General features: G+C 72.9%; 16 protein-coding genes. 9 read left to right on the top strand and 7 right to left on the bottom strand.

The features are described from left to right. Window positions 1–121: 121 nt before the first annotated feature. Window positions 122–4,099, top strand: coding sequence for a type VII secretion protein EccCa (gene eccCa, locus ACIRPP_RS31390; RefSeq protein ID WP_403650005.1), 3,978 nt, complete (start codon window positions 122–124; stop codon window positions 4,097–4,099). Window positions 4,100–4,346: 247 nt separating this feature from the next. On the opposite strand, the gene ACIRPP_RS31385 is transcribed toward eccCa, so the two are convergent. The 7 genes from ACIRPP_RS31385 to eccB form a co-directional block, all read right to left on the bottom strand. After that, on the bottom strand, window positions 4,347–4,649 hold the full coding sequence (locus ACIRPP_RS31385; RefSeq protein ID WP_164337345.1) for a WXG100 family type VII secretion target: 303 nt from the start codon (window positions 4,647–4,649) through the stop codon (window positions 4,347–4,349). Between the two features lie 43 nt (window positions 4,650–4,692). Continuing rightward, on the bottom strand, window positions 4,693–5,034 hold the full coding sequence (locus ACIRPP_RS31380) for a WXG100 family type VII secretion target (RefSeq protein WP_164337346.1): 342 nt from the start codon (window positions 5,032–5,034) through the stop codon (window positions 4,693–4,695). A gap of 84 nt (window positions 5,035–5,118) precedes the next feature. Then, complete coding sequence (locus ACIRPP_RS31375) at window positions 5,119–6,342, bottom strand: S8 family serine peptidase (protein ID WP_403650001.1); 1,224 nt, start codon at window positions 6,340–6,342, stop codon at window positions 5,119–5,121. A gap of 39 nt (window positions 6,343–6,381) precedes the next feature. Beyond that, complete coding sequence (locus tag ACIRPP_RS31370; RefSeq protein WP_403649998.1) at window positions 6,382–8,232, bottom strand: hypothetical protein; 1,851 nt, start codon at window positions 8,230–8,232, stop codon at window positions 6,382–6,384. After that, the gene (locus tag ACIRPP_RS31365) at window positions 8,232–8,690 is read right to left on the bottom strand and encodes a hypothetical protein (protein WP_403649995.1); all 459 of its coding nucleotides are present in this window, start codon (window positions 8,688–8,690) and stop codon (window positions 8,232–8,234) included. The genes ACIRPP_RS31370 and ACIRPP_RS31365 overlap by 1 nt, the downstream gene beginning before the upstream one ends. Before the next feature lie 257 nt (window positions 8,691–8,947). Beyond that, window positions 8,948–10,210: a type VII secretion-associated serine protease mycosin gene (gene mycP, locus ACIRPP_RS31360; RefSeq protein WP_403649992.1), complete on the bottom strand. Its 1,263-nt coding sequence runs from the start codon at window positions 10,208–10,210 to the stop codon at window positions 8,948–8,950. A 12-nt stretch (window positions 10,211–10,222) separates the two neighbouring features. After that, window positions 10,223–11,758 carry a type VII secretion protein EccB gene (gene eccB, locus ACIRPP_RS31355; protein WP_403649989.1) on the bottom strand — a complete coding sequence of 512 codons (1,536 nt, stop codon included), beginning with the start codon at window positions 11,756–11,758 and terminating at the stop codon, window positions 10,223–10,225. Window positions 11,759–11,972: 214 nt separating this feature from the next. On the opposite strand from eccB, the gene eccE reads away from it, so the two are divergent. The 8 genes from eccE to ACIRPP_RS31315 all read left to right on the top strand — a co-directional run bounded on the left by eccE (window position 11,973) and on the right by ACIRPP_RS31315 (window position 24,132). Then, window positions 11,973–13,289 (top strand): type VII secretion protein EccE, encoded by a 1,317-nt coding sequence (eccE, locus tag ACIRPP_RS31350; protein WP_403649986.1) that lies wholly within the window; start codon window positions 11,973–11,975, stop codon window positions 13,287–13,289. Window positions 13,290–13,294: 5 nt separating this feature from the next. Then, window positions 13,295–14,107 carry a hypothetical protein gene (locus ACIRPP_RS31345; RefSeq protein WP_403649983.1) on the top strand — a complete coding sequence of 271 codons (813 nt, stop codon included), beginning with the start codon at window positions 13,295–13,297 and terminating at the stop codon, window positions 14,105–14,107. 221 nt (window positions 14,108–14,328) lie between these two features. Beyond that, a complete protein-coding gene (locus ACIRPP_RS31340) occupies window positions 14,329–17,757 on the top strand; it encodes an SCO5717 family growth-regulating ATPase (RefSeq protein WP_403649981.1) in 3,429 nt (1,142 codons plus the stop codon). A 343-nt stretch (window positions 17,758–18,100) separates the two neighbouring features. Further along, window positions 18,101–20,008 carry an ABC transporter substrate-binding protein gene (locus ACIRPP_RS31335; protein WP_403649978.1) on the top strand — a complete coding sequence of 636 codons (1,908 nt, stop codon included), beginning with the start codon at window positions 18,101–18,103 and terminating at the stop codon, window positions 20,006–20,008. Between the two features lie 17 nt (window positions 20,009–20,025). Further along, complete coding sequence (locus tag ACIRPP_RS31330) at window positions 20,026–21,105, top strand: ABC transporter permease (RefSeq protein WP_403649976.1); 1,080 nt, start codon at window positions 20,026–20,028, stop codon at window positions 21,103–21,105. Further along, window positions 21,102–22,103, top strand: coding sequence for an ABC transporter permease (locus ACIRPP_RS31325; RefSeq protein WP_403649973.1), 1,002 nt, complete (start codon window positions 21,102–21,104; stop codon window positions 22,101–22,103). The genes ACIRPP_RS31330 and ACIRPP_RS31325 overlap by 4 nt, the downstream gene beginning before the upstream one ends. Further along, a complete protein-coding gene (locus ACIRPP_RS31320; protein WP_403649971.1) occupies window positions 22,100–23,107 on the top strand; it encodes an ABC transporter ATP-binding protein in 1,008 nt (335 codons plus the stop codon). The genes ACIRPP_RS31325 and ACIRPP_RS31320 overlap by 4 nt, the downstream gene beginning before the upstream one ends. Next, entirely contained in the window at window positions 23,104–24,132 is a 1,029-nt protein-coding gene (locus ACIRPP_RS31315) for an ABC transporter ATP-binding protein (RefSeq protein WP_403649968.1), read from the top strand. The genes ACIRPP_RS31320 and ACIRPP_RS31315 overlap by 4 nt, the downstream gene beginning before the upstream one ends. Window positions 24,133–24,720 lie beyond the last annotated feature (588 nt).

Genomic DNA, 24,720 nt, shown 5'->3' with positions numbered 1-24,720 from the left:
CCGGCACCCTACCGTCCGGCGGCACGTGGTGGGATCAGTAGGATCGCGCGGCGGCCCTCGTCCGCCTGACACGGGGTGGTGGACGACAAACCCGGCGGGCCGCCAAGGGAATTGGTGAGCAGTGACCCAGATCGTCGTGAAGCGTCCGCCACGCGCGCTCCCGCCCGAGGTGCCGTCCGGTGAGGTCGTGGTGCAGCCGCCGCCCGAACTGCCGCGGGACCACCGGGAAAGCGTGCTGATGCAGCTGCTGCCGACGCTCGGCATGGGCGGTTCGGTGGTCTTCTTCTTCACCAGCGGTCAGCCGTTCATGCGGATCATGGGCATGGTGATGATCGCGTCGACGATCGCCATGTCCATCGCCATGGTGATCCGTTTCCGCCGCGGTTCCCAGGGCCAGCTCGCCGATATGCGCCGCGACTACCTGAGCTATCTGTCGCAGACCCGCCGGACCGTCCAGGAGACGGCACGCAAGCAGCGGGACGCCCAGTACTACCTGCACCCGTCGCCGGAGCAACTGTGGGCCCTGGTCGCCGAGGGCAGCCGGGTGTGGGAACGGCGGCCGGGCGACGAGGACTTCGGGCAGGTCCGCATCGGCCTCGGTCCGCAGGCCCTGGCCACCGAGCTGGTCACCCCCGAGACGGCGCCCGTGGAGCAGCTGGAGCCGCTCGCCGCCGGGTCGATGCAGCGGTTCGTCGCAGTCCACCGCACGCTGGAGGAGCTGCCGATGGCCGTGTCGCTGCGCGCCTTCTACCACGTGACGCTGGGCGGGGAGCCGGAGTCCGTGCGGTCCTCCGCGCGCGCCCTGGTCGGTTCGCTGACGGCCCTGCACTCCCCCGAGGACCTGATCGTCGCGGTGGTGGCCGGGCGGGAGGCGCTGCCGCACTGGGAGTGGGCCAAGTGGCTGCCGCACGTGCAGCTGTCCGGCGTCGCGGACGGTGCCGGCACCCGCCGGCTGATCGGCGGCGACCCGCGGGAGACCGAGGAGCTGCTGTCGGCCCGGCTGACCGGGCGCCCGCGCTTCCACCCGAACGCCGCCCCGCTGCCCGAGACACCGCACATCGTCGTCGTGCTCGACGGGGTGTCCCTGCCCCCGGACTCCCTGCTGCTCAGCCCCGAGGGCCTGCAGGGCGTCACGCTCGTCGAGGTGACCGAGGGCGAGCCGGCGGGTGTCCGCGGCGACCTCTCCGTCGTCGTACGGCCGCGGTCGCTGCACCTGGAGTCGGCGCACGGCGTCGTCTACGAGGGCATTCCGGACGCCCTGTCGTACGAGTCCGCGGAGGCCCTGGCCCGCCAGCTGGCGCCGCTGCGGATGGCCGAGGGCGGGGACGACGACGAACCTCTGCTGGCGAACCTGGAGTTCACGGACCTGCTCAACCTGGGCGACGCCGCCTCCGTCGACACCCGGCGGACCTGGCGGCCGCGGTCGCAGGCGGAGCGGCTGCGGGTGCCGATCGGTGTCGGCGAGGACGGCCGCCCGGTGATGCTCGACATCAAGGAGGCCGCGCAGGAGGGCATGGGCCCGCACGGCCTGTGCGTCGGCGCGACGGGCTCCGGCAAGTCGGAACTGCTGCGCACCCTGGTGCTGGGGCTCGCCGTGACCCACTCCTCCGAGACCCTGAACTTCGTCCTCGCGGACTTCAAGGGCGGCGCCACCTTCGCCGGCATGGCGCAGATGCCGCACGTGGCCGCCGTGATCACCAACCTCGCGGACGACCTGACGCTCGTCGACCGCATGGGCGACTCCATCCGCGGTGAGCTCAACCGCCGCCAGGAGATGCTGCGCGACGCGGGCAACTACGCCAACATCCACGACTACGAGAAGGCCCGCGCGGCCGGCGCGCCGCTCCAGCCGATCCCGTCGCTGCTGCTGGTGATCGACGAGTTCAGCGAACTGCTCACCGCGAAGCCGGACTTCATCGACATGTTCGTGCAGATCGGCCGCATCGGCCGGTCGCTCGGCGTGCACCTGCTGCTGGCCTCGCAGCGACTGGAGGAGGGCCGGCTGCGCGGCCTGGAGACGTATCTGTCGTACCGCATCGGTCTGCGCACCTTCTCCGCCGCCGAGTCGCGGGCGGCGCTGGGCGTGCCGGACGCCTACGAACTGCCGAACGTGCCGGGTTCGGGATTCCTCAAGTTCGGCACCGACGAGATGACGCGGTTCAAGGCCGCCTACGTCTCGGGCGTCTACCGCTCCGGCGGGCAGCAGAACCCGGCGGCGGGCGGCCCGCTGCCGGTCGACCGGCGGCCGGTGCTGTTCACGGCCGCGGAGGTGCCGGTGCACTACGCGCCCGTGCCGCAGCAGCGGACGGGCGCGGCGGACGGCGCCGACGAGGTGGACGACGCGCTGGCCGACACCGTCCTCGACGTCGTCGTGCGGCGGCTGGAGGCGCAGGGACCGGCGGCCCACCAGGTGTGGCTGCCGCCGCTGGACAGCCCGCCCTCACTGGACGGCCTGCTGCCCGGTCTGACGGCCGTGGCGGGCCGGGGCCTGACCCAGCCCGGCTACGAGGGCGCGGGCCGGCTGCTCGTCCCGGTCGGCCTCGTCGACAAGCCGTACGAACAGCGCCGCGACCCGCTGTGGGTGGACTTCTCGGGCGCGGCGGGCCACATGCAGATCCTCGGCGGCCCGCAGTCCGGCAAGTCGACGCTGCTCCGCTCGCTGATCTGCGCCTTCGCGCTCACCCACACCCCGCAGGAAGTCCAGTTCTACGGGCTGGACTTCGGCGGCGGCGGCATGGCCGCGGTGGCCGGGCTGCCGCACGTCGGCGGTGTCGCCTCCCGCCTGGACCCGGAGAAGGTGCGGCGGACCGTGGCGGAGGTCTACGGCGTGCTGAACCGCCGCGAGGAGTACTTCCGCGCGTCGGGCATCTCCTCGATCGCCGAGTTCCGGGCCCGGCGGGCCCGCGGCGACATCCCCGTCACCGACCAGCCGTGGGGCGACGTCTTCCTGGTGATCGACGGCTGGGCCACCTTCCGCGGCGACTACGAGGCACTCGATCAGGTGATCCTCGACATCGCCACGCGTGGTCTCGGGTACGGCGTCCACCTGGTCCTGTCGGCCTCCCGCTCGATGGAGGTGCGGTCGGCCCTGAAGGACAACCTGCTGAACCGGCTGGAGCTGCGGCTCGGCGACACGATGGACTCCGAACTCGACCGCAAGGTCGCCGCGAACGTGCCCGCCGGCGTCCCCGGCCGGGGTCTGTCACCGCAGAAGCTGCACTTCATGGCGGCCGTGCCGCGCATCGACGGCCTCACCTCCGACACGGACCTGGCGGACGCCACCGCGGCCCTGTCCGCCGAGGTGTCCCGGCACTGGCAGGGCCCCGAGGCGCCCGCCGTCCGGCTGCTGCCCCGCCAGTTCCCGGCGGAGCAGCTGCCGCCGGGCAACCGGTTCCCGCAGCGCGGCGTCGCCTTCGCCCTCGACGAGGACAACCTCGAACCGGTCTTCGTCGACTTCGACCAGGACCCGTTCTTCCTCGTCTTCGGCGAGAGCGAGTCCGGCAAGTCCAACCTGCTCAAGCTGCTCATCAAGCAGCTCACGGCGCGCTATCCCGGCAACGAGTGCAAGCTGTTCGTGGTCGACAACCGGCGCTCCCTGCTGGGTGTCACACCGGACACCCACCTCGCCGAGTACATCCCCATGTCCAACGCCATGGAGCACCACATGGCCGCCCTGGCCGACCTCATGAAGCGGCGCACCCCGACCGCCGACGTCACCGCCCAGCAACTCCGCGACCGCAGCTGGTGGCAGGGCCCGACGGTGTACGTGGTCATCGACGACTTCGACCTCGTCGCCACGTCCAGCGGCAACCCCTTGAGCGGCCTGACGGAACTCCTCCCGTTCGCCCGGGACGTCGGCGTGCGCTTCATCATCGCCCGCTCCACGGCCGGCGCGAGCCGTGCCTCCTACGAGGCGTTCATGCAGCGCATCAAGGAACTCGGCGCCCAGGGCGTCGTCCTCGCGGGCGACCCCGGGGAGGGCGACGTCCTCGGCGGCGTCCGCCCCCGCCCGATGCCGGCCGGCCGGGGCGTGTTCGTCTCCCGGCGCCGGGGGCGCCCGCTGGTGCAGACGGGGCTGGTGGCGGAGGAGGAGTTGTGAGGCGGCGGTTTTCCCGGGTGCTCCGAGCGCCGTGAGGGCATCCGGGCGGAGCTCGGCGGGGATCGGACCTGCTTCCCGGTGGAGCGGGCGGTTCTCGACGGATCGCCGAGGAGGGCTCCCGGGGCGCCGCCCGGTGCCGAGGATCCCGCGAACCCGGCCGGCCGGGTCGAGGGCGCACGAACGGGTGGGCACCTCCCGTGCGTGCCCACCCGTTCGTGTGATGTGTGCGTGCCCCGGTGCCCCGGGCCTACATGAAGTAGCTGGAGCCCTTCAGGTCGCCGCCGCGGTAGTCACCGCCGGCGGTGCCCACGCGCTGGGCGATGCTCGTCAGAGCCTGGTGGATGCCCCGGGCGTGGCGGTCCCACTCCTTGCTCTTCTTGGTGAACTCGTCGTAGGCCTCGCCGCCCCAGCCCGCGGCCGCGTCGAGGACGGCCTTCTTGAGGGCCTCGAGGTCCTCCTCCAGCTTCTTGGCCTGGTCGCCCAGCTCGGTGGCGAGCGCGTCCATCGTGCCGTACTTTACGGCGAGTTCGTCGTAGTGGACTCCGGACATGATTTCCTCGTTTCGTAGAAAGCCGGAAGGTGGTCGGCTCGCGTCAGTACTGGCTGAGGGCGGAGGTCTTGCCGCCCAGGTCGTCCACCGAGATCTTGACGATGTCCGCCTCGATCTGGCTTTCGAGGTTGCGCTTGTCCTTCTTGTTCAGCTCGATGCCCTCGAGGAAGTCGTCCAGCATCCGGCCGATCGAGGCCATGTGGCCGTTGATCTCCGTCTGCTTCTTGTCGAACGCGATGGCGCCCTGGCCCGTCCAGTGCTTCTCGATCATGTCGATCGTGCCCTGGAGGCGCGCGAGCTGCTGGCGGATCGAGTCGTACCGGTCGATGACGTTCGTCTGGAGCTTCTCTACCTGGGCCTCGTAGAGCTTGCGGCCGTCAGCCATGTCGGCGGTCCCTTTCGTGAGTGCGGTGGTGCGGTGGGAGGTGGTGCGTTCGGCTCACCGCGCGGTGTTGGGTGGTGGGTTGGACTAGGAGCTCCGCCGGGAACGGAGCACGGCGAAGGCTCCGCCGCCGAGCGCCAGGGCGGCGGCGGCCCCTCCGAGGACCACCCACAGGGTGGTGTTGTTGCTGTCGGAGGAGTCCTCGGCGGCCGGCTTGCCCGACTCGGCGGCCGGCTTACCCGACTTGTCGAACATGCTTCGGTCGTTCTCCCGGGCCAGGGGATCGGTGTCGGCCGGGCCGGGCTTGAAGTCCGGGTTTTCGAGCACCCTGCGGGGGCGGACCAGGCCGTAGCCGAGGAAGGTGCTCGGGTCGTCCTTCTCCCAGTCGCGTCCGGCGGTGTCGATGATGCTGCCGAGAACCTGGTTGGCCGTCCAGTCCGGGTGCGCGGACCACACCAGCGCGGCGGAGGCCGAGGTGAGGGCCGCGGCGCCGTCGATGCCTTCGTTCCCGTCGCAGGAGGAGCGGCGCACTGTGTCGCAGTACGAGGCGAGGTCCTGCCCGGGCGCCGCGACGTCGACGAAGTTGCTCTCCTCCGAGCGGTTGATGACCTTTCCTGATGCGTCGGTGGCCGCAACACCCACCACGTAGGGGTAGGCGGCCGGGTAGCCGACAGCATGCTTCGACTCCGGGTTGGTCACCGCAGACGTGATCATCAGCTTGCCCTTGGAATGGGCGTAGGTGATGGCCTTCTCGATGTCCGGGACGTGGAACTCGCCGCCGAAGGACATGTTGATGATCTTGACGTCACTGTCGGCGACGGCACGGATCACATCCGCCAGGTCCGGGAACTTCCTGCTCTCCGGCCCCGTCTCGGCCTTCATCGCGACCCGGTACGGCACCACCTTGGCCCCGGGAGCCAGCCCTTTCAGCCCGCCGCCGGCTCCCGTGCCAGCGATCAGCTCCGCCATGGTCGTCCCGTGGCCCTCGTCGTCCTCGGTCGCCTTGTGGGCCAGGGATTCCGGGACCTCGTCGGCAAGCACCTGGCCCTTGAGCGCGGGAGTGTCCGGGTTCACGCCCGTATCGATGACCGCGATCTTGACGCCCTCTCCGGTGCTGACCTTCCACATCTCCTCGGCGTTCATCGCGGACAGCGCCCACTGCGTGGACTGGGCGTCCGCGGCCGCGGCACCTGATGTCAGGCCGGTCGACAGCAGCAGGGCAGCTCCGAGGAGCGAGCAGACACCTGAACGCCGTCTCCTGCGCTGCGTGTGAGACGACGCGGTCGCGTCCCGGCCGGCGGATCGGCTCATCCTTGACACCATGCTTCTGCTTGTCCCTTGTTCATACGGTCAGTCGGACGCCGACGCGTTGTTGCGGCGCTTCCGGCGGCCCTCTCGGCCGGCGGCGGAAGTCCGGTCGCCCGACGGACCCCGCTGGCCCGTGGGGGTCTCGGATGAGCGCTCGCTCTTCCTGGGAGCCGAACCTCTTCCCGTGGGGGTACCGACGACTCCGTCGGGGCCGGCGGCGGGGCGGCGAGGCGTCTGCCCACTGTTCCCTGTCGCCTGCGGCGCTCCGATCACGCCCTGCCGGCCGGGTCGCTGCCCGCTGGTGCCGGAGGTCGCGTCCCTCTCGCCGCCGATGACGGTGCTGCGCGGCAGTCTGGACGCACCGGTGCCGGGCGATGTTCCGACGACGGGACGCCCGCCGACCACTCCGTCAGCGCTTCGACCGGGCGCTCCGCCGCGGCCGGCCGGGGCAGCCCCGAGAGGGCCGCTCGTGCCGCGCGGAACACCACCGGCGGGCCCGGGCACGGGTGCCGCGGCCCGCGGTACGCCACCCACGATGCCCCGACCCAAGGGGCCGTTCCCGGAGCCCGCACCCTGACCGGGCGCTGCGGCACGCCCCAAGGGGCCCATGGGCCCAGTTGCCCTTCCCATCGGTCCGGCGGAGCCATTCCCGGAGGCCGCACCCTGGCCGAGCGCTGCGGCACGCCCCACGGGCCCCATGGGCCCGGTTGCCCTTCCCATCGGTCCGGCGGAGCCGCTACCCGGGCCGGTGGTCGTCCCGCCCGGTCCCACGCGCCCGAGCGGGCCCTGCGCCCCGGGCCCGCCGATCCGGCCCTGCGCCGCAGGGGGAATCCTGCTCGCAGGCACAGCCCCGGGCCCTGTGAATCGCCCTGTGGCTCCACGTACGGCAGGCGGCATGGTGTTGGGCGCCATCGGGGGAACCGGGCCCGGCTGACCGGCAGGTCCTCCGGTCATGGGCGGCGCGGCGCCCGTGCTCGGACGCACGGCTTCCTGTGGTGGCAGCGTCCCGACGCTGTTGATCTCCGTGCCCACGGGCTGCTTCGGCAGCGTCGAGGGCTCGGAGGTCCCCTTCACGAGCGTCGGCTCCGCCGTGGACCCGACGGCAGTCGCTCCCGTGACTGTCGTGCCCTGCGGCGTCGTACCGACCTCACCGAGGATCGGGGTCTCCCTCGGCGCTCCCGGAGGTACCGGTCCATAGGACGGCGGCGGAGCCGGAATCCCGACGTCCGGCATCTTCGGAAACACCGGCTCCTCCGCCTTCGCCATCATCCCCTGCGACACCTTGTAGAAAGACGCCAGGCGATACATCTGGTTGATGGCTTCCTGCCGGTTCTGTTCCGCCTTGCGAGCGGCGGTGAACTCCTCGTTGGTGTCGATCCGCTGGACGACCGGGATGTCGTCGACGGTCTTGGGGTTGCTGCGGGAGTCCCTCGGCGGCATGGACTTGCGCACGGAGGCGAGGCCGGAGCCGGCGGCCATGACCTGGGTGCCGACGGTCTCCGCGTAGGTCGCCAGGCCCTTGGCGGTGGTGACGAGGCTCTTGGCCCACTTCTGGAAGGAGTCGTGGGCCTCACCCTCCCAGTTGATCTTCTTGATGTCGCCGTCGAGGACCTCCGCCGCCTCCTCGATCGCCGTGCGGGCAGCGAGGAGTGCCTCGCCCGCGGACTCGAGGAGCTCGGGGTTGGCCGACTCCACGATGTCGACCATGTCGTTCAGGTCGTAGCCCTCGAAGTTGGTGGACGCGAAGTGGAAACCTCGGGAACCGGGGCTGAGGGGGCTGAACGGGTTCACCATGCGGGTCATGGTCATGACCGCATCGAGTGCGCCGTTCTGTGTCGTGGCGTCCTCGCGCTCCTGCTGGTAAGGGTCCGGCCTGTTCTTGTCGCCGCTCATCAGTACCCCGCGTCGGTGTGGTCCGCGTTGTTGTCCCGCTTGAGGTGCTCGTTCAGCATCTCGTCACGCGTCTGGTTGACCTCGGCCCGGATCGCATGGAACCGGTAGCGCTGCTCTTCCTCGAGGTTGTCGAAGTCGACGTCCACGCCGTGCACCGCGATCCGCATGGCTTCGAGCTGCAGGCCAAGTGACTTGGACAGCGCGGTGATCCGTTCATGGACGCGCTCGTACTCCAGGTGGAGCTGCTTGCCTTCCGGGAAGGCACCTGTGCCGAAGGCGGTCTGCGGCAGGCTGTGGGCGGAGACCTTGGCCGGGCCGCCGTCCGACCCCTCGAAGGTTTCGAGGAGGTCGTCCACCTTCTCCTTGAACTTCGACAGCGCCATCATGCCGCGCCGCAGGTCCGCCGATCCGGCCGGCCCTGTCGGTACGCCGGCCCTGACTGCTTCCGGATCCCCCATGCTTCATCCTCCCCGTGCGTACTGCTGCCCCGTTGTCCCCGTGCCGTGGCCGGTCGGACCCGCTCGGGCGTTGTTCCGTCCGCGCCCTGAAGCCATCACGACCGCAACGGAACCACTCTAGTGATCCGCACCGACAGTCCCAACTGCCATATACAGTCACGGCCGTGCCCGCCGATGGTTCCTCACCTTCTCTTCACGGGACGGTACGGAATACGGCCCCGGTTGCTGACGTGTCTCACGTCATCCAGCGGTATTTCTCACACCGCGCCGTCGTCAGGGCGAAGGGTGACCGCCCGCTTTCGCCGGCGCGCGTCGCGGATGGCGACCGCCGTGCCGCCCAGGCCGGCGACCAGGATGGCTGTGCCGACGGCGATGTAGGTGGCGAGGCGGGTGTTGCGTTCGTCGGCGGTTTCGCCCAGGGGGAGGGGGGCCGCGGCGGGGGCCTCGGCTCGGGTGAGGCCCTCGCGGGGGCGGGGGGACTCGATGGGGCGGTCGTCCTCGGTGAGTGCGGCGACCGGGTCGACGACGCCCCAGCCGACCAGGCGGTCGCGGCCGGCGATGGTGCGTTCCGCGGTCTGTTCGATCTGGGCGGTGATCTGACGCTGCGTCCACTTGGGGTGCTTGGCCTTGATGAGCGCGGCGATGCCCGCGACGTAGGGCGCGGAGAAGCTGGTGCCGTTGTCGAGGCAGTGGCCGCCCTTGGGGACGGTGGAGATCATGTCGACGCCGGGTGCGGCCACGTCGACGAAGTCGCCGGACTGGGAGAAGGACGCGCGTTCGTTGTTGCGGTCGGAGGCGGCGACCGCGAGGACGCCCTCGTAGGAGGCGGGGTAGGTCTTCTTGACGTTGCCTCCGGCGCCGTCGTTGCCCGCGGAGGCGACGACGACGATGTCCTGGGCCAAGGCCTCGTCGACGGCGGCCTTCAGGTCCGGGTCGGGTTCGGCGGCGTGGGAGGTGTCCTGGCTGATGTTGATGACCTTCGCCTTGGCCTGGACGGCGTAGCGGATGCTCTGGGCGAGGGTGCTGGTGTCGCCGTTGCCGTCGGCGTCGTTCTGCTGGATCGGGATGATGGTCGCCTCGGGGGCGAGGCCCACGAAGCCGGTCTTGTCGGCGGGCCGGGCGGCGATGATGCCGGCGACCTTGGTGCCGTGGCCGACGGTGTCGGTGGTGCCGTTCTCCTTGCCGCGGTCCACGGGGTCGCCGTTGTCGTCCTTGAGGCCCTTGGGCAGGAAGTTGCGGCCGCTCTTGGCGTCGACCGCGCCCTTGAGCTGCGGGTGGCCGGCGTCGACGCCGGTGTCGATGACAGCGACCCGGACGCCCTTGCCCTTGGACTGGGCCCACAGCGCGTCGAGTTGGACGCGCTGGAGGGACCAGGGGCGGCCGGGGTAGGAGGCGTTGGGGTATTCGCACTGGTCGGAGAAGGAGTCCTCGGCGGCGGCCGGCGGGGCGAGGGCGACCGGGGTGGCCAGGAGGATCGCCGCGGTCGTCGTCCGCAGCAGGGCGAGGTGGGTGCGTCGCATGCCGTCCCCCGGTCAGGAGCCCTGCGGCTGGCGGGCCGCGGCCGTGGACAGGCGGGGTCCGGTGGGCAGGAACGCGGACCAGGCGGCCGGGATGGGTGCCGGGTCCACGTCGGCGTAGCCGAGGCGGGTCTGCGCCTGCTGGGCCTCCTGCTCCAACTGCTTGCGCTCCTCGGCCGACGTGCCGATGCCGGCGTCGTCGGTGGCGCTGTCCGCGTTGGACTGCAGCACGTAGCGCAGCCCTGTGTCGGTGACGAGGAAGACCGGGCCGGCCTTGGTCTCGGTGCCCTGGAACTGGCGGTAGAGCTGTCCGGAGCCGGGCGTGGCGTAGGCGCTGGAGGAGCCGGCGGGGAGGTCTGCCGGGAAGTCGGTGCCGGCCCAGGTGGTGAGGGTGGTGGTGCCCTTGGCGCCGACGTCGTGCAGGACGTTGCAGACGGTGTTGCGGCTGCCCTTGGCGGCGGACGCCTCGTTGACCGCCTCGGGGGTGCCGGTGGGCCAGTCGTGCTCCTCGCCGAAGGGCTTGCCCGGGACGATCGCGCCGGGGCTTGTCTCCAGGGCGTGTCCGGCCTGGTCGAGTGCGGCCAGTTCCTCGCTGAACAGCAGGAGTTTGGCGACGAAGGCGGAGACGGGGGCGACGCGGCCGGGGAGGACCACGTAGTACTGCTCCTTGTTGTTGTCGAGCGCCTTGAGCACGGTGCCGACCTTGTCGGCCGACGGGTCGAGCCGGCCTGGGGCGTCGGCAGGGGTGCCGGGGGCGGCGTCGAGCTCCGGGAAGGTGACCGGGTCGCCCCGGTGGAGGGTGGCCAGCCACTCACGGGAGACCCGCTGTGGTGTGCTGCCGGAGCCGACGATCGTGCGCAGCAGCAGTTCCAGTTTGTCGCCGCTGTCCAGTTCGTCGACGCGGTAGGCGGTGCCGCTCGCGTCCACGATGTGGCGGTGGCCGTCGGGGTCGACGACGTAGAGGAGCTGACCGCCCTTCAGCTTCTGCTTGCCCTCGGTCAGTTTGTGCTCGCGGTCGGCGAGGACGAGGGCGGCCTTCTGGAGGGACTGTCCGCCCGCGCTGGGGCGTTCGCAGACGACCCAGCGCTTGGCGGCGCCGGCTTCCTTGGCGGAGGGGAGGCGGTCGGGGGCGTAGGGGATGCCGATGGTGGCGCCGTGCGGGATCCTGCCGCTGTCGAGGAGCGATTCGCTGACGGTGACGACGTCGCCCTTGCCGGGGGCCAGGAGCAGCTTGGCGGACGCCATGTTGAGCACGGGGTGCAGTTGGGCCTCGTTGCCGGTCTTCAGCACGACGTACCGGGTGGTCGACTCGCTGGCGATGATCACTTTCTCGTTGGGGGTGTCCCAGCCCTTGGGCGCGGTCGGTTTGAGCATGCCCCAGGCGCCGAAGACGGCCATGACGATCACGCCGATGATGATGCCGGGCACGACGCCGCGCAGCGGGCGGGGCGCTCCCTCCTCCGAACCCTGCGGGAACGACTGGACGAACGCCGCGAGCAAGCGGCGCTTCGCGAAGGTGTAGGCGTTGAGCTGATCCCGCCGAGATGCCATTGGTGCGTGTCTCTCCCCGTGTTCCGCCCGTGTCCCGCCCGCACCTTCTCCGGGGGCGGGGATCGCCCTCGTCCGCCCGCCGGTGTCGGACCGGGCCCCTACTATGCCTGGTGTGGGGAGCAACTTGCGGAGCGGGTAGGGTGCCTGGGCCCTGTGGGGCCTGGTGGGATGCGGGATTTCCTGCGTGTTGTGAACAAATTGGGGGAATGCAGTGATGGCTTCCGGAAGGCGGCCTCCGGGTCGTGGCCGCGGCCGGTCGCGCGGTGCCGCCGCGCCCGACGCGCGGTCGGCCGGGCAGGCGTCCCCGCGCGGAGGTCTCCAGCTCAAGGTGCGTGCGGGGCGGTCCGGTTCGTTCCGGTTGCAACGGATCGTCCTGCTGGAGCTCGCCGCCGCCGTCCTCCTCGCGGGCTGGGTCCTCGGCCCGCTCGTCCTGATGCCCGCCGCGGTCGTCGCGGCGGTGCTGGTGCTGCTGGCCTTCGTGCGCCGCCGCGGCCGTTCGCTGCCCGAGTGGATCGCCACGGTGCGGGCGCTGCGTTCCCGGCAGAAGCGGGCGGCGGGGGCGGAGCTCCCGCCGGGCACCGAACCGGGGCTCGCTCCGGCGGTGGAGTGTGATCCGAGTCTGCGTACGTACGCGTTCGGCGGCCGGGAGCGGCGCCCCGTCGGCATCGTCGGGGACGGGACGTTCGTCACGGCCGTGGTGCAGGTGGAGGCCGACGCCACGGCCCTGCGGGCCGAGCGCTCCCGGCGGCCGCTGCCGCTGGCCCTGGTGCGGGACGCGCTCGACGTGGACGGCATCCGGCTGGAGTCGGCACAGATCGTCCTGCACACCCAGCCCGCCCCCGCGCTGCACCTGCCGCGGCAGTCGGTGGCGGTCAGCAACTACGCGCCGCTGCAGGAGCAGACCGGTGCTCCCGCGGTGCGCATCACCTGGATCGCCCTGAAGGTGGATCCGGAGCTGTGTCCGGAGGCCGTGGCGGCCCGGGGCGGCGGGCTGGTGGGGGCGCAGAAGTGCGTGGTGCGGGTGGCCGACCACCTGGCCAGCCGGCTGACCGGGGCCGGGTTCCGGGCCACGGTGCTCGACGAGGAGGAGCTGACCTCGGCGATCGCGACCTCCGCCTGCGCCAATCCGCTGGTGACGGCGGAGGCGGGGCGGGCCCCCCGGCAGGAGCGGCGCACCGAGGAGTCCGGCCGCAGCTGGCGGTGCGACAACCGCAGACACACGACGTACTGGGTCCGCAAGTGGCCCGCGCTGGGCGGCGAGGGCGGGCTCTCGCTCCCCCAGTTCGTCGCCCGGGTCACCGCGGTTCCGGCGCTCGCCACCACCGTCAGTCTCACCCTCGCCGCCGAGGACCGGCGGGAGCTGTCGCTCAGCGGCCACCTGCGGGTGACCGGCCGCAGCGCCGAGGAGCTGACCGACGCCCGGCGCGCGCTGGAGGCTGCCGCGCGGGAGGCCGGTGCGGCCCTCACGCGCCTGGACCGTGAACAACTGCCCGGCGTACTGGCCACTTTGCCCCTGGGAGGCGTGCGGTGACGGCCATGACGACAGGACCCACTCCGGGCGTCCCCGCCACCGGGAGCGGCGCGCCGGGATCGCCGGTGCCGGCGGGCGCCGGGGCGCCGGAACCGGCCCCGACGCGGGCGGCCGGGCTGCTGCGCAACGGCTTCGGGCTGCTCGGCCCCCGCCACGGCCGGCACACCCTGTCCGCCGACGACCTGGACGCGCTGGCGCTGCCCATCGGGGACGACGGTGTCGTCATCGGGGTCGACGCCGAGGGGCAGCCGGCCGTGCTGGGGCTCAACCGGCCCACCCCGTACGACATCGTGCTCATCGGCAGTCTGTGGACGGTCCAGGTGCTGGCGCTGCGGGCCGCGGCGACCGGCGCGCGGGTGGCGGTCGAGACCGGGCGGCCGCAGGCATGGACGCAGATGGTGCACGCCATGGGCGGCGGGCAGAACGGGCTCGCCGTGTACGACGTGGGGCGGGTGCCGCCACAGGGCGCCTCGGCCGGCACGCCGGTCCTGGTCGTGCGGGACTGCGGGATGCGTCCGCCGCGCGGCCGGGTGGTGTCCGGGCGCTGGCAGTCGGTGCTGACGCTGCTGCCCTATCTCAGCCCGGTCGCACCGCGGTTGGTGCGTCAGGCGCGGCTCGTGGGCGTCCAGCGGATCTCGCCGGACGAGTCGGCGGAACTCGGGCGCACCATGGGGCTGCCCCGGACGGAGATCGACGCGCTGCCGACCCTGCCCGACGGCGTCACCCTGTGGTGCGCCGACCGCGACCGGCAGTACGTGATGACGCAACCGACCGACGCGGAGATCGGGTTGCTGGGTACGCCCCGGCGGATGGACTGAACGCGCGCGGAACCACGCGGGGGCGCAGGGGCGCGGCTGCGCACCGAGGGGCCGACGGGGCCTGCCGGGGTGCCGGTGATGGTGATTAGGCTGGGTCCGGTCGGGGGTCAGCCTGAAACGGACGACTCCGCAGCGGCCTCGGACAGCCCCGAAGAACTTCGGACGACGATCACGGTCGCCCCGGCACGGCATGAGGGTGCGCCACCACACCAGGAGGAACTGTGAACAGCGATCGGGACGGGAACCGCGGGGGCTGGGCCACACCCGGCGATGACCAGTCCGACGCGGAGTCCGCCGTCGAGGCGACGGGCGAGTTCACCATCGACTACGCACCGCCGGCCTGGTACACGCAGAACGCCCCCGGCGGCGGTGCGGGTTCGGCCGGGAGTCCGCCTCCGGCCGGGTCCGGAGCGGTGCCCGGGCTGCCGGTGGGCAGCGGCTTCGAGCCGCAGCAGCCTCCGCCGCCCGACGCGCACCAGCCGGGACCGGAAGGGCCGGGCGCCGAGGCGGGACGGACGGCGGAGCCCGGCCGTCCGGCATCGGTTCCTCCGGCACCGGTGGGCGGCTACGGGTTCCCGTCCGACCCCGGCAACGGTGATCTGGAGAGCGGCGCCACCATGCGGTTCTCCGCCGCCGCCCTGAAGCGGGAGTTCCAGCAGCGCGACGCCGCCGCCGAGGCCGCGGCGCAGGCCGAGGCGCAGGCGCGTCCCGAAGTCGGCGCGCAGCCCGACGGACAGCCGGGCGCGGCCGGGGGCTCCGACGAGCCCGCCGGTTCCGGCGCGCCCCGGAGCGGTACGGACGCGGATGGTGCCGAGGGCGCAGCCGAGGACCGTGCCCCCGGTGCCGAGGCCCCGGCGGGAACTGATGCCGGGCCCCACGAGGGCTCCGACGGCGCCGGTGCCGGCGTCGCTGCGGGCGTCTCCCCCGAGGGCGACACCGACGGCACGGACGCAGACGGCGCCGAGGGAGCCGCCGTGGGTGCTGCCGGGGGTGCTGCCGAAGGCGATGCGGAGGGCGTGCCTGACGCCACCGCCGCCGCGGAGCCCCACGCCGACGCGGGCACGTCCCCCGCGCCCGAGCAGGAGCGGGTCGAGGACACCGGGTCCGCGACTCCCGAGGAAGCCGCGCCCGCGGCGGGAGACGCCGAGCCCACGGCCGACGACCCGGCGCCCACGGCTGCCGAGGAGCCCGCCCCCACGGCCGCCGAGGAGCCCGAAGGCCCGGGACCGGCAGACGACGCGGCGGCCGGTGACGCGGCGGCCTCGGACCGTGCCGCCGACCCGTCCGCGGTACCGCCCGCCGACGCGCCCCGGACCGGCGAACCGCAGGACGCCGTGCCGGGGACACCCGAGACGGCACCGCCCGCCTGGACTCCTCCCCCGGCGCCGCAGCAGGTGCCGCCGCTGCCGCCCGCCTACCCCGCCGCGCCCGCGCCCGCGAGCCAGTGGCCGGCCCAGCCCCAGGAAGCCCCGCAGGCACCCGCCCCGCAGACCGCTGCCCCGCAGGCTCCGGCACCCGCGCCGCAGTCCGAGGGCACCGGCGCACCCGGCGAGCCCGCTCCGCCGGCCGCGGGCCAGGACCAGGGCCAGCCGGGCGCCCCCGCCCCGCAGCCGCCCGCGTTCCAGCCGCAGGCCCCGCAGCCCGCTCCGGCCGCCTGGCAGACGCCCGCGGCGCCGGTCCCGCCGCAGCAGAGCCCCGAGCAGCCCGGCCGGCCCGAACAGCACGCGCCGCAGCCCGGCTACGGGTTCCCGCAGGCCGGTGCGCCCGGCCCTGGCGCCCCGGCCGGTTACGGCTTCCCGCACCCGGGTCCCCAGAGCGGGCCTCAGGGCGGCCCTCAGCCCGGTCCCGCGCCGACTCCCCCGGCGCAGCCCGGCGGTTACGGCTTCCCGCACCAGCAGCCCCCGCAGCCGCACCCCCAGGCTCAGCCCGCCCAGGCACAGCCTGCCCAGCAGGGACCGGGGCAGGCGCCCCACGGCTCGGGCCAGGGCGGGCCGCAGCACCCGGGGGTCCCGCCGCAGGGGCACCAGCCGGAACAGCAGCCGGGGCAGCCTCCCGTCGACCCCCGCATCGGGGCCGCCTGGCCGCAGCCCGTCCAGCACGACCAGCGGCAGCCCACCAATCCGGGTGCGGCACCGCTCGGTTACACGGCGGCCGTCGAACTGTCCTCGGACCGGCTGCTCAACAGCAAGCGGCAGAAGGCGAAGAGCAGCAGGCCGGCGGCCGGAGGCTCGCGGTTCAAGCTGGGTGGCAAGAAGGAGGAGGCGGAGCGGCAGCGGAAGCTGGAGCTGATCCGGACCCCGGTGCTGTCCTGCTACCGCATCGCCGTCATCAGCCTGAAGGGCGGCGTCGGCAAGACGACCACCACCACCGCGCTGGGGTCCACCCTGGCCAGCGAGCGGCAGGACAAGATCCTCGCGATCGACGCCAACCCGGACGCCGGCACGCTCGGCCGACGCGTGCGGCGGGAGACCGGGGCGACGATCCGTGACCTGGTCCAGGCGATCCCGTACCTCAACTCGTACATGGACATCCGGAGGTTCACCTCCCAGGCGTCCTCCGGGCTGGAGATCATCGCCAACGACGTGGACCCGGCGGTGTCCACGACGTTCAACGACGAGGACTACCGGCGCGCCATCGACGTGCTGGGCCGGCAGTACCCGATCATCCTGACCGACTCCGGCACCGGTCTGCTCTACAGCGCGATGCGCGGGGTGCTGGACCTCGCCGACCAGCTCATCATCATCTCCACGCCGTCGGTGGACGGCGCGTCCAGTGCCAGTACGACGCTGGACTGGCTGTCGGCGCACGGGTACGCGGAGCTGGTGTCACGGTCCCTGACGGTCATCTCCGGGGTGCGCGAGACCGGCAAGATGATCAAGGTCGACGACATCGTGTCGCACTTCCGGACGCGCTGCCGCGGAGTGGTCGTGGTGCCGTTCGACGAGCATCTGGCCGCCGGTGCGGAGGTCGACCTGGACATGATGCGGCCGAAGGTGCGGGAGGCCTACTTCAACCTGGCGGCGCTCGTCGCCGAGGACTTCGTCCGGCACCAGCAGTCCCACGGCCTGTGGACCTCCGACGGCAACCCGCCCCCGGTCGCCGCACCTCCGCTGCCGGGCCACGCCGTCCCCGGCCAGATGCCGCCCGGCCAGCCGTACCCGGGGCAGCCCCAGGTCCCCGGCCAGCCCCAGGTCCCTGGCCAGCCCCCGGTTCCGGGTCAATCGCAGGCCCCGGGTCATCCCCAGGTCCCGGGTCAACCGCAGGCCCCCGGTCAGCCGCCCATGCCCGGCCAGCAGATCCCCGGCGGGCCGCAAGCCCCCGGCGGGCCACAGGCCCCGGCCGGGCCGGCACCGTACCCCCACCAGCCGTACGCACAGCCCCAGCCCCCCGGCCAGCCGAACCCGCACGCCCAGCCGAACCCGCAGGGCGCCTCTCCGCACGCCCACCAGGCACCGCCCGGCCACTCCCAGGCGCAGCCTCCCGGGCAGCCCGGCCAGCCGGGACAGCCGCCGGTCCCGCCGCAGGCGGCGTACCCGTACCCGCAGCCGCCGGCGGACCAGTCCTACCCGCTGGCCCAGCCGCAGGCACAGCCCCAGCCCCCCGCCCATCCGCAGCAGCAGCCGGGGGAGACCCCGCCGCCCCAGCAGTAGGAGACCGCCCGAGCAGGAGACCACACGCCGGGCCGCGCGGAGCGGCACCGTTCACCCCGGTCGGCCCCTTTCGAGGGGCCGGTCCGCTTTTCGGCCCGCGTCGTCGACGGACGGCGCGGGCCGTCGTGCGCCAAAGGGCGGAATCCGGCCGTCAGGCCCTGGCCTGGAGCGCTTCAGCGGTCTCGACCAATGGGCGCGAAATGCTCGTCAATTCGTTATTTCCGCAGGCCACATGGGGTGCACGCGCCGTTGACGGTGGCAGACACCGCTGATAGACACACTCATCACTCACCTGATCAACCCGTCCTTTCCGTGCGAGCGATGACGCGAGGTCAGCCCTCTTATGGACATGAACGACAGGTACGGCGGGGCCCCCGGCGAGCGGCGCCCGCACCCCCGCTCCGGGCCCCGGCGCGGTTCCCTCCCGGGCGGCCCGCTCCGGCTCGTCGCGGCGGCCGGTGCGGCGGCGCTGACACTGACCGCCGGGCTCGTGACTCCGCTCAACCCGGCGCCGCAGCAGGCCGAGGCGGCCGACGACGGCAAGAAGGTGCTCACCGTCGCGGTGGCGCAGAGCGTCGACTCGCTGAGCCCCTTCCTGGCGGTGCGCCTGCTCAGCACGAGCATCCACCGGCTCACCTACGAGTACCTGACGAACTACGACCCCGAGGACAACCACGTCGTCCCGGGTCTGGCCACCGAGTGGAAGTCGTCGCCGGACAAGCTGACCTGGACGTACACCATCCGCTCGGACTCCACGTGGTCCGACGGGAAGCAGGCCACGGCCGAGGACGCGGCCTGGACGTTCAACACGATGATGACCGACGAGGGGGCGGCGACCGCCAACGGCAGCTTCGTCGCCAACTTCGAGAAGGTCACCGCGCCCAGCCCGACCGAACTGGTCATCAAGCTGAAGAAGCCGCAGGCCACGATGACGGCGCTGGACGTGCCGATCGTGCCCAAGCACGTGTGGGAGAAGGTCGACGACTACGCGAAGTTCAACAACGACAAGGACTTCCCCCTCGTCGGAAACGGGCCGTTCGTCCTCACCGACTACAAGGCCGACAGCTATGTGCGGCTGAAGCCCAACAAGTCCTTCTGGCGCGGGGCGCCGAAGTTCGACGAGCTGGTCTTCCGCTACTACAAGGACCAGGACGCGGCCGTGTCGGCGCTGCGCAAGGGCGAGGTGTCCTTCGTGGCCGGGTCGCCGTCGCTGACGCCCGCGCAGGCGGCCTCGCTGGAGAAGGACGAGAACATCCGGGTCAACGACGCACCCGGCCGCCGCTTCTACGCCCTCGCCACCAACCCGGGCGCGAAGGCGAAGAACGGCGAGAAGATGGGCGACGGGCACCCCTCGCTGCTCGACCAGAGGGTGCGCAACGCGCTGTTCATGGCGGTGGACCGCAAGACGGTCATCGACAAGGTGTTCCAGGGGCACGCCGTCGAGGGCGCGGGCTACATACCGCCGCGTTTCCCGCAGTACTTCTGGGAGCCGTCGGCCGGGCAGGAGCTGGCGTACGACCCGAAGAAGGCGGCCGCGCTCCTCGACGAGGCGGGGTACACGGTCGACGGTGACGGCAAGCGGGTCGGCAAGGACGGCAAGCCGATCACGTACCGCGTGCTGTGCCACGCCACCGACCCGAACGACAAGGCCATCGGCAAGTACCTCCAGGAGTGGTGGGGCGACCTCGGTATCGGTGTCACGCTCAACTGCCTGGACAACGTGACCGATCCATGGCTGGCGGGCGAGTACGACCTGGCCTTCGACGGCTGGTCGGTCAACCCGGACCCGGACTTCGTGCTGTCCATCCACACGTGTGCTGCGCTGCCGGCGACGCCCAAGGACACCGGCGCTACCGACAACTTCATCTGTGACAAGAAGTACGACGAGCTGTACGGGCGGCAGCTCGCCGAGTACGACCCGGACCGACGCGCGGACCTGGTACGGCAGATGGAGTCGCGGCTGTACGACCTCGGGTACATGAACGTCATGGCCTACCCGAACGCGGTCGAGGCGTACCGCACGGACCACATCGAGTCGATCACGACGATGCCGGCGAAGGCGGGCAACATCTACGGCCAGGACGGCTACTGGAGCTGGTGGTCGGCGGTGCCGGCGGACTCCGGTGACACCGGGGACGGCTCCTCGTCGACCGGTGTGGTCGTCGGGATCGTCGCGGGAGCCGTGGTCCTCGCGGGGCTCGGGGCGTTCGTGGCGCTGCGGCGGCGGGCCACCGCCGACGACCGCGAGTAGGCGGCGAACGGCTCCCGATGACCGCTGACGCAGCATCCGCGCCCGTGGAGGGCGCGCCGCAGGCCGCCGGTCCGGTGAAGGACGGACCGGCGGCCTGCCGCGGCCCGCGGGCCCGCACCGCGACCGGCTATCTGCGGTACGTGGCGGGCAAGCTGGCCGGTGCGGCCGTGTCCCTGTTCGCCGTCCTCGTCACCAGCTTCTTCCTCTTCCGGCTGATCCCCGGCGACCCGGTGAAGTTCATGACCGGAGGACGTCAGGTGTCGGCGGAACAACTGGCTGCCTACCGCCGGGAGTTCGGGCTGGACCTGCCGATGTGGCAGCAGTTCACCGACTACTGCGCCAAAGCACTCACCGGCGATCTGGGCACGTCGTACCAGTTCCGCGCGCCGGTCGTCGACAAGATCACGGAGGCGTTGCCGAACACCCTGCTGCTCACCGGCACCGCTTTCGTGCTCTACACGGTGCTGGGCATCCTGCTCGGCACCCGCTCGGCGTGGCGGCACGGGCGCCTGGGCGACCGGGTCCACACGGGTCTGGCGCTGACGCTGTACTCCGTGCCGTCGTTCTGGCTCGGGCTGCTGCTGATCATCACGCTGTCGGTGGGCATCGGCCCGGTTCCGGGACTGTTCCCGACCGGCGGGATGGAGTCGGGCGGCGAGGAGGGCTTCGCGCATGTCCTGGACGTGGCGCACCACCTGGTGCTGCCGGTGGTGACCCTGGTGGCGGTCGAGTACGGGCAGACGCTGCTGGTGACGCGGTCGGCGCTGCTGGACGAGATGGGCAGCGACTACCTGACGACCGCCCGGGCCAAGGGGCTGCGCGACGACCTGGTGCGCCGCCGGCACGCGGTGCCCAACGCGCTGCTGCCGACCGTGACGCTCATCTTCATCAATCTGGGGCGGACCGTGGCGGGCGTGATCCTGGTGGAGACGGTCTTCTCCTGGCCGGGCCTCGGCGGGCTGTTCTACCAGGCGCTGAGCGTGCCCGATCTGCCGTTGGTGCAGGGCCTGTTCTTCGTGTTCGCGGCCGCGGTGATCCTGATGAACACGCTGGCCGACCTGATCTATCCGCTGCTCGACCCCCGGGTGGGCCGATGACGACCGACCACGACGGCTCCACCGGTGTCCCGGAGCAGGATCCCGCCGCCCCGCCCGCGGCGGCCGCCACCGCCGGCCGGGGAACACCGGCTCCCGGCAGCGGGAAGACGTCCGGGCGGTCACCGGCCCGGCAGCGGCGGCGCGCCTCGGTGGTCCGCTTCTGGCGGCAGTACCGCAGCCACCGGGCCGGTGTCTGCGGTCTGGCGGCGCTGCTGCTGTTCGGGCTGCTGGCGCTGGCCGCGCCGCTGCTGGTGGGCTCCGACGTCGACAACGTGACGGACGCGCCGGGCGACGCCCTGGAGGGGCCCAGTGCGGCGTTCCCGTTCGGCACCGACCAGTTCGGGCGGAACCTGCTCGGCCTGGTGATCTGGGGCGCCCGGGTGTCCCTCCTGGTGGGGCTGCTGGCAGCGGTGCTGTCGGTGGCCATCGGCACGCTGATCGGGGTGACCGCGGGGCACTTCCGCGGCTGGTACGCGACGGTGATGATGCGCGTCACCGACTGGTTCCTGGTGATGCCGACCCTGGTGCTGGCGATCGCCCTGGCCAGTGTGATGCCGCGCTCGCTGGTCACCATCGTGGTGGCGATCGGGGTGACCACCTGGCCGACCACGGCCCGGCTGGTCCGGGCGCAGACCCTCGCGGTGGAGACCCGGCCGTACATCGAGCGGGCGCGGGCACTGGGCGGCGGGCACTGGCACGTCATGAGCCGGCACGTACTGCCCAATGTGATGCCGCTGGTGCTCGCCCAGACCACCCTGATCATCTCGTCGGCGATCCTGGCCGAGGCGACGCTGGCGTTCCTCGGGCTCAGCGACCCCACGGTGGTGTCGTGGGGCGGACTGCTGCAGGACGCCCGGGAGGCCGGCGCGGTCAGTTCCGGCCACTGGTGGTACCTGGTGCCGCCGGGCCTGGCCATCGCCGGGGTGGCGCTGGCGTTCACCTTGTGCGGGCGGGCCGTGGAGTCCGTCCTCAACCCCAGGCTGGGGGTGTCCCGTTGAGTCTGCTGGAGGTCAGGGACCTGACCGTGACGTACCCCGGCGGGGCGGCCGCCGTGCGCGGGGTGGACCTGCGGCTGGAGGCGGGCCGCAAACTGGGGATCGCCGGGGAGTCGGGCTGCGGCAAGTCCACGCTGGCGCTGGCCCTGCTGCGGCTGCTGCCCGCCGGGACGCGCACCGGCGGCCAGGTGCTGCTGGACGGTGAGGACGTGCTGGCCATGAAGTGGGGCCGGGTCCGGGCGGTGCGGTGGGCCGGGGCCTCGATCGTGTTCCAGGGCGCGATGCACTCCCTGAACCCGGTGCACCGCATCGGCGACCAGATCGCCGAGCCGGTCCTGCTGCACCGTCGGGCGACACCCGCCGGGGCCCGGCGCAGGGCCGGGGAACTGCTGGAACACGTGGGCCTCCCGGCGGCCCGGGCGGCGGCCTACCCGCACGAGCTGTCCGGCGGACAGCGCCAGCGGGTGATGATCGCCATGGCCCTGGCCTGCGATCCGCGGCTGATCGTCGCCGACGAGCCGACGACCGCGCTCGACGTGATGATCCAGGCGCAGATCCTGCGGCTGATCGAAGGGCTGGTCGCCGACCAGGACGTCGGTCTGATCATGATCAGCCACGATCTGGCGGTGCTCGCCGACACCTGCGACCGGCTCGCGGTGATGTACGCGGGCCGGGTCGTCGAGGAGGGCCCCGCCGCCGAGGTGTACACCGCCGCCCGCCACCCGTACGCGGCGGCGCTGGCGGCGGCCTTTCCCCTGATCGGTGACCCCTCCTCCCGGTTCGCGCCGCGCGGTCTTGCGGGAGACCCGCCGGACCCGTCGGCGCTGCCGCCCGGCTGCACGTTCCATCCGCGGTGCCCGGTGGCGCTGGAGTCCTGCGCGGTGGACGACCAGCCCCTGCGCGAGGTGGACGGGGACCGGCGGGCGGCCTGTGTGCGGGTCGGCGAGGACGACACGGCGGCGCCCGCGGCGGCACCCCTGCAGAAGGCGAGGCGCAGCACCCCATGACCAGCTCCCCCACCCCCGCCGGCCCGCTGCTGAGCGCCCGGGACCTGCGGGTCGCCTTCCCCGGACGGCGCGGCACGCCGGGTGCCCGCGCCGTGGACGGCGTCGACCTCGACATCCGCGCCGGTGAGATCGTCGCCCTGGTCGGTGAGTCGGGCTGCGGCAAGACGACGCTGGCCCGCGCGCTGCTCGGTCTGGTACGGCCGACCGGGGGCCGGGTCGCCTTCGACGGCCGGCCGCTGGAGTACTCCGGCCGGGCGCTCAAGGCGTACCGCCGGCGGGTGCAGTTGGTGCTCCAGGACCCCAGCGGCTCGCTCAACCCCCGGCACACGGTGTACGACGCGGTCGCCGAGGGCCTGCGCATCCACGGTCACGCCGGCGACGAGCGGGCGGCGGTGGCCCACGCGCTGTCCCGGGCCGGGCTGCGGCCTCCGGAGCGCTTCTTCCTGCGCTACCCGCACGAGTTGTCCGGCGGGCAGCGGCAGCGCGTGGTGATCGCGGGCGCGCTGGTGCTGGACCCCGAACTCCTCGTCGCGGACGAGCCGGTGGCGTCCCTCGACGCCTCGGTACGCGGTGAGATCCTCGCCCTGCTGCTGCGGCTGCGTGACGAACTCGGCCTGTCCGCGCTGGTGGTGACGCACGATCTGGGGCTGGCGTGGAACATCGCCGACCGGGTGGCGGTGATGTATCTGGGCCGGATCGTGGAGAGCGGCGCGGTGGAGCAGGTGCTGACCGCTCCCCGGCACCCCTACACCCGCGCCCTGTTGTCGGTGCTGCCCGAGGCGCCGGGCAAGCCGGTGGTGCTCAGCGGCGAGCCGCCGGACCCGTCCCGCATCCCGGGCGGCTGCCGCTTCCACGCCCGCTGCCAGGTCCTGGCGAGCGGGGAGGCCGGCCGTGCGGGGGTCGCGGACGCGTGCCGGACCGTGGACCCCGGAATCCTGGACGGCGGCGACACGGCCCAGGTGGCCTGCCACTGGGCCCACGCGCCGCGGGCCGCCGAGGCGGACGGCGTGCCGTCGGAACACTGACCTGACCGGTCGACGGGACCGGCCGGACGGGCCGGCGGGAGAGTCGCGGCGACCGCCGACCGGGCCGGCCCACGGGAGGGCTCGACGGGCGCCGACCGGACCCTGCGGCGGCTACGGCTCGGCCGCCGCGGACAGTCCCCTGCGGCCCGGCTCCGCCGCCGCAACGAGTGCCCGGCGGCGCCCCGCGGGCCGGCCGGCCTCTGCGGCCGACGCGTAGCGACCGCGGGCGGCAGCGGGTACGGGGTCTCGCCTCCGCCGCTGCCGCTCGGCCACCGCGGCCGGCACGCGACAGCACCGCCGGAGCCCGTCAGCCCAACACCTGCAGCCCGGCCGCCGTGACCAACACCCGGTAAGCGCCACGGCATCCGGTCGGGCTCGGCCCCTACCCCTTGCAGGCTCGGCCGCCGCGACCGGTGGCAGCAGCACTACGGGCCGGTCAGCCCCTGCATCCGGCGCTCGGCGACCGCGGGCGGCAGCGGTACGGGGCCGGCCTCCGCCGCTGACGCTCGGCCACCGAGAGGGCGGTGCAGGCGTCGCCCTCCGGCTGGGGCTGCAGCAGTCGGCGGATGGCCACCTCGCGCGGGGCCG

The sequence above is a fragment of the Streptomyces sp. NPDC101219 genome (assembly GCF_044767675.1).
Taxonomy (GTDB): Bacteria; Actinomycetota; Actinomycetes; order Streptomycetales; family Streptomycetaceae; genus Streptomyces.
Note: the sequence above shows the minus strand (reverse complement) of the source record. Positions and strands in the feature narration are given on the sequence as shown.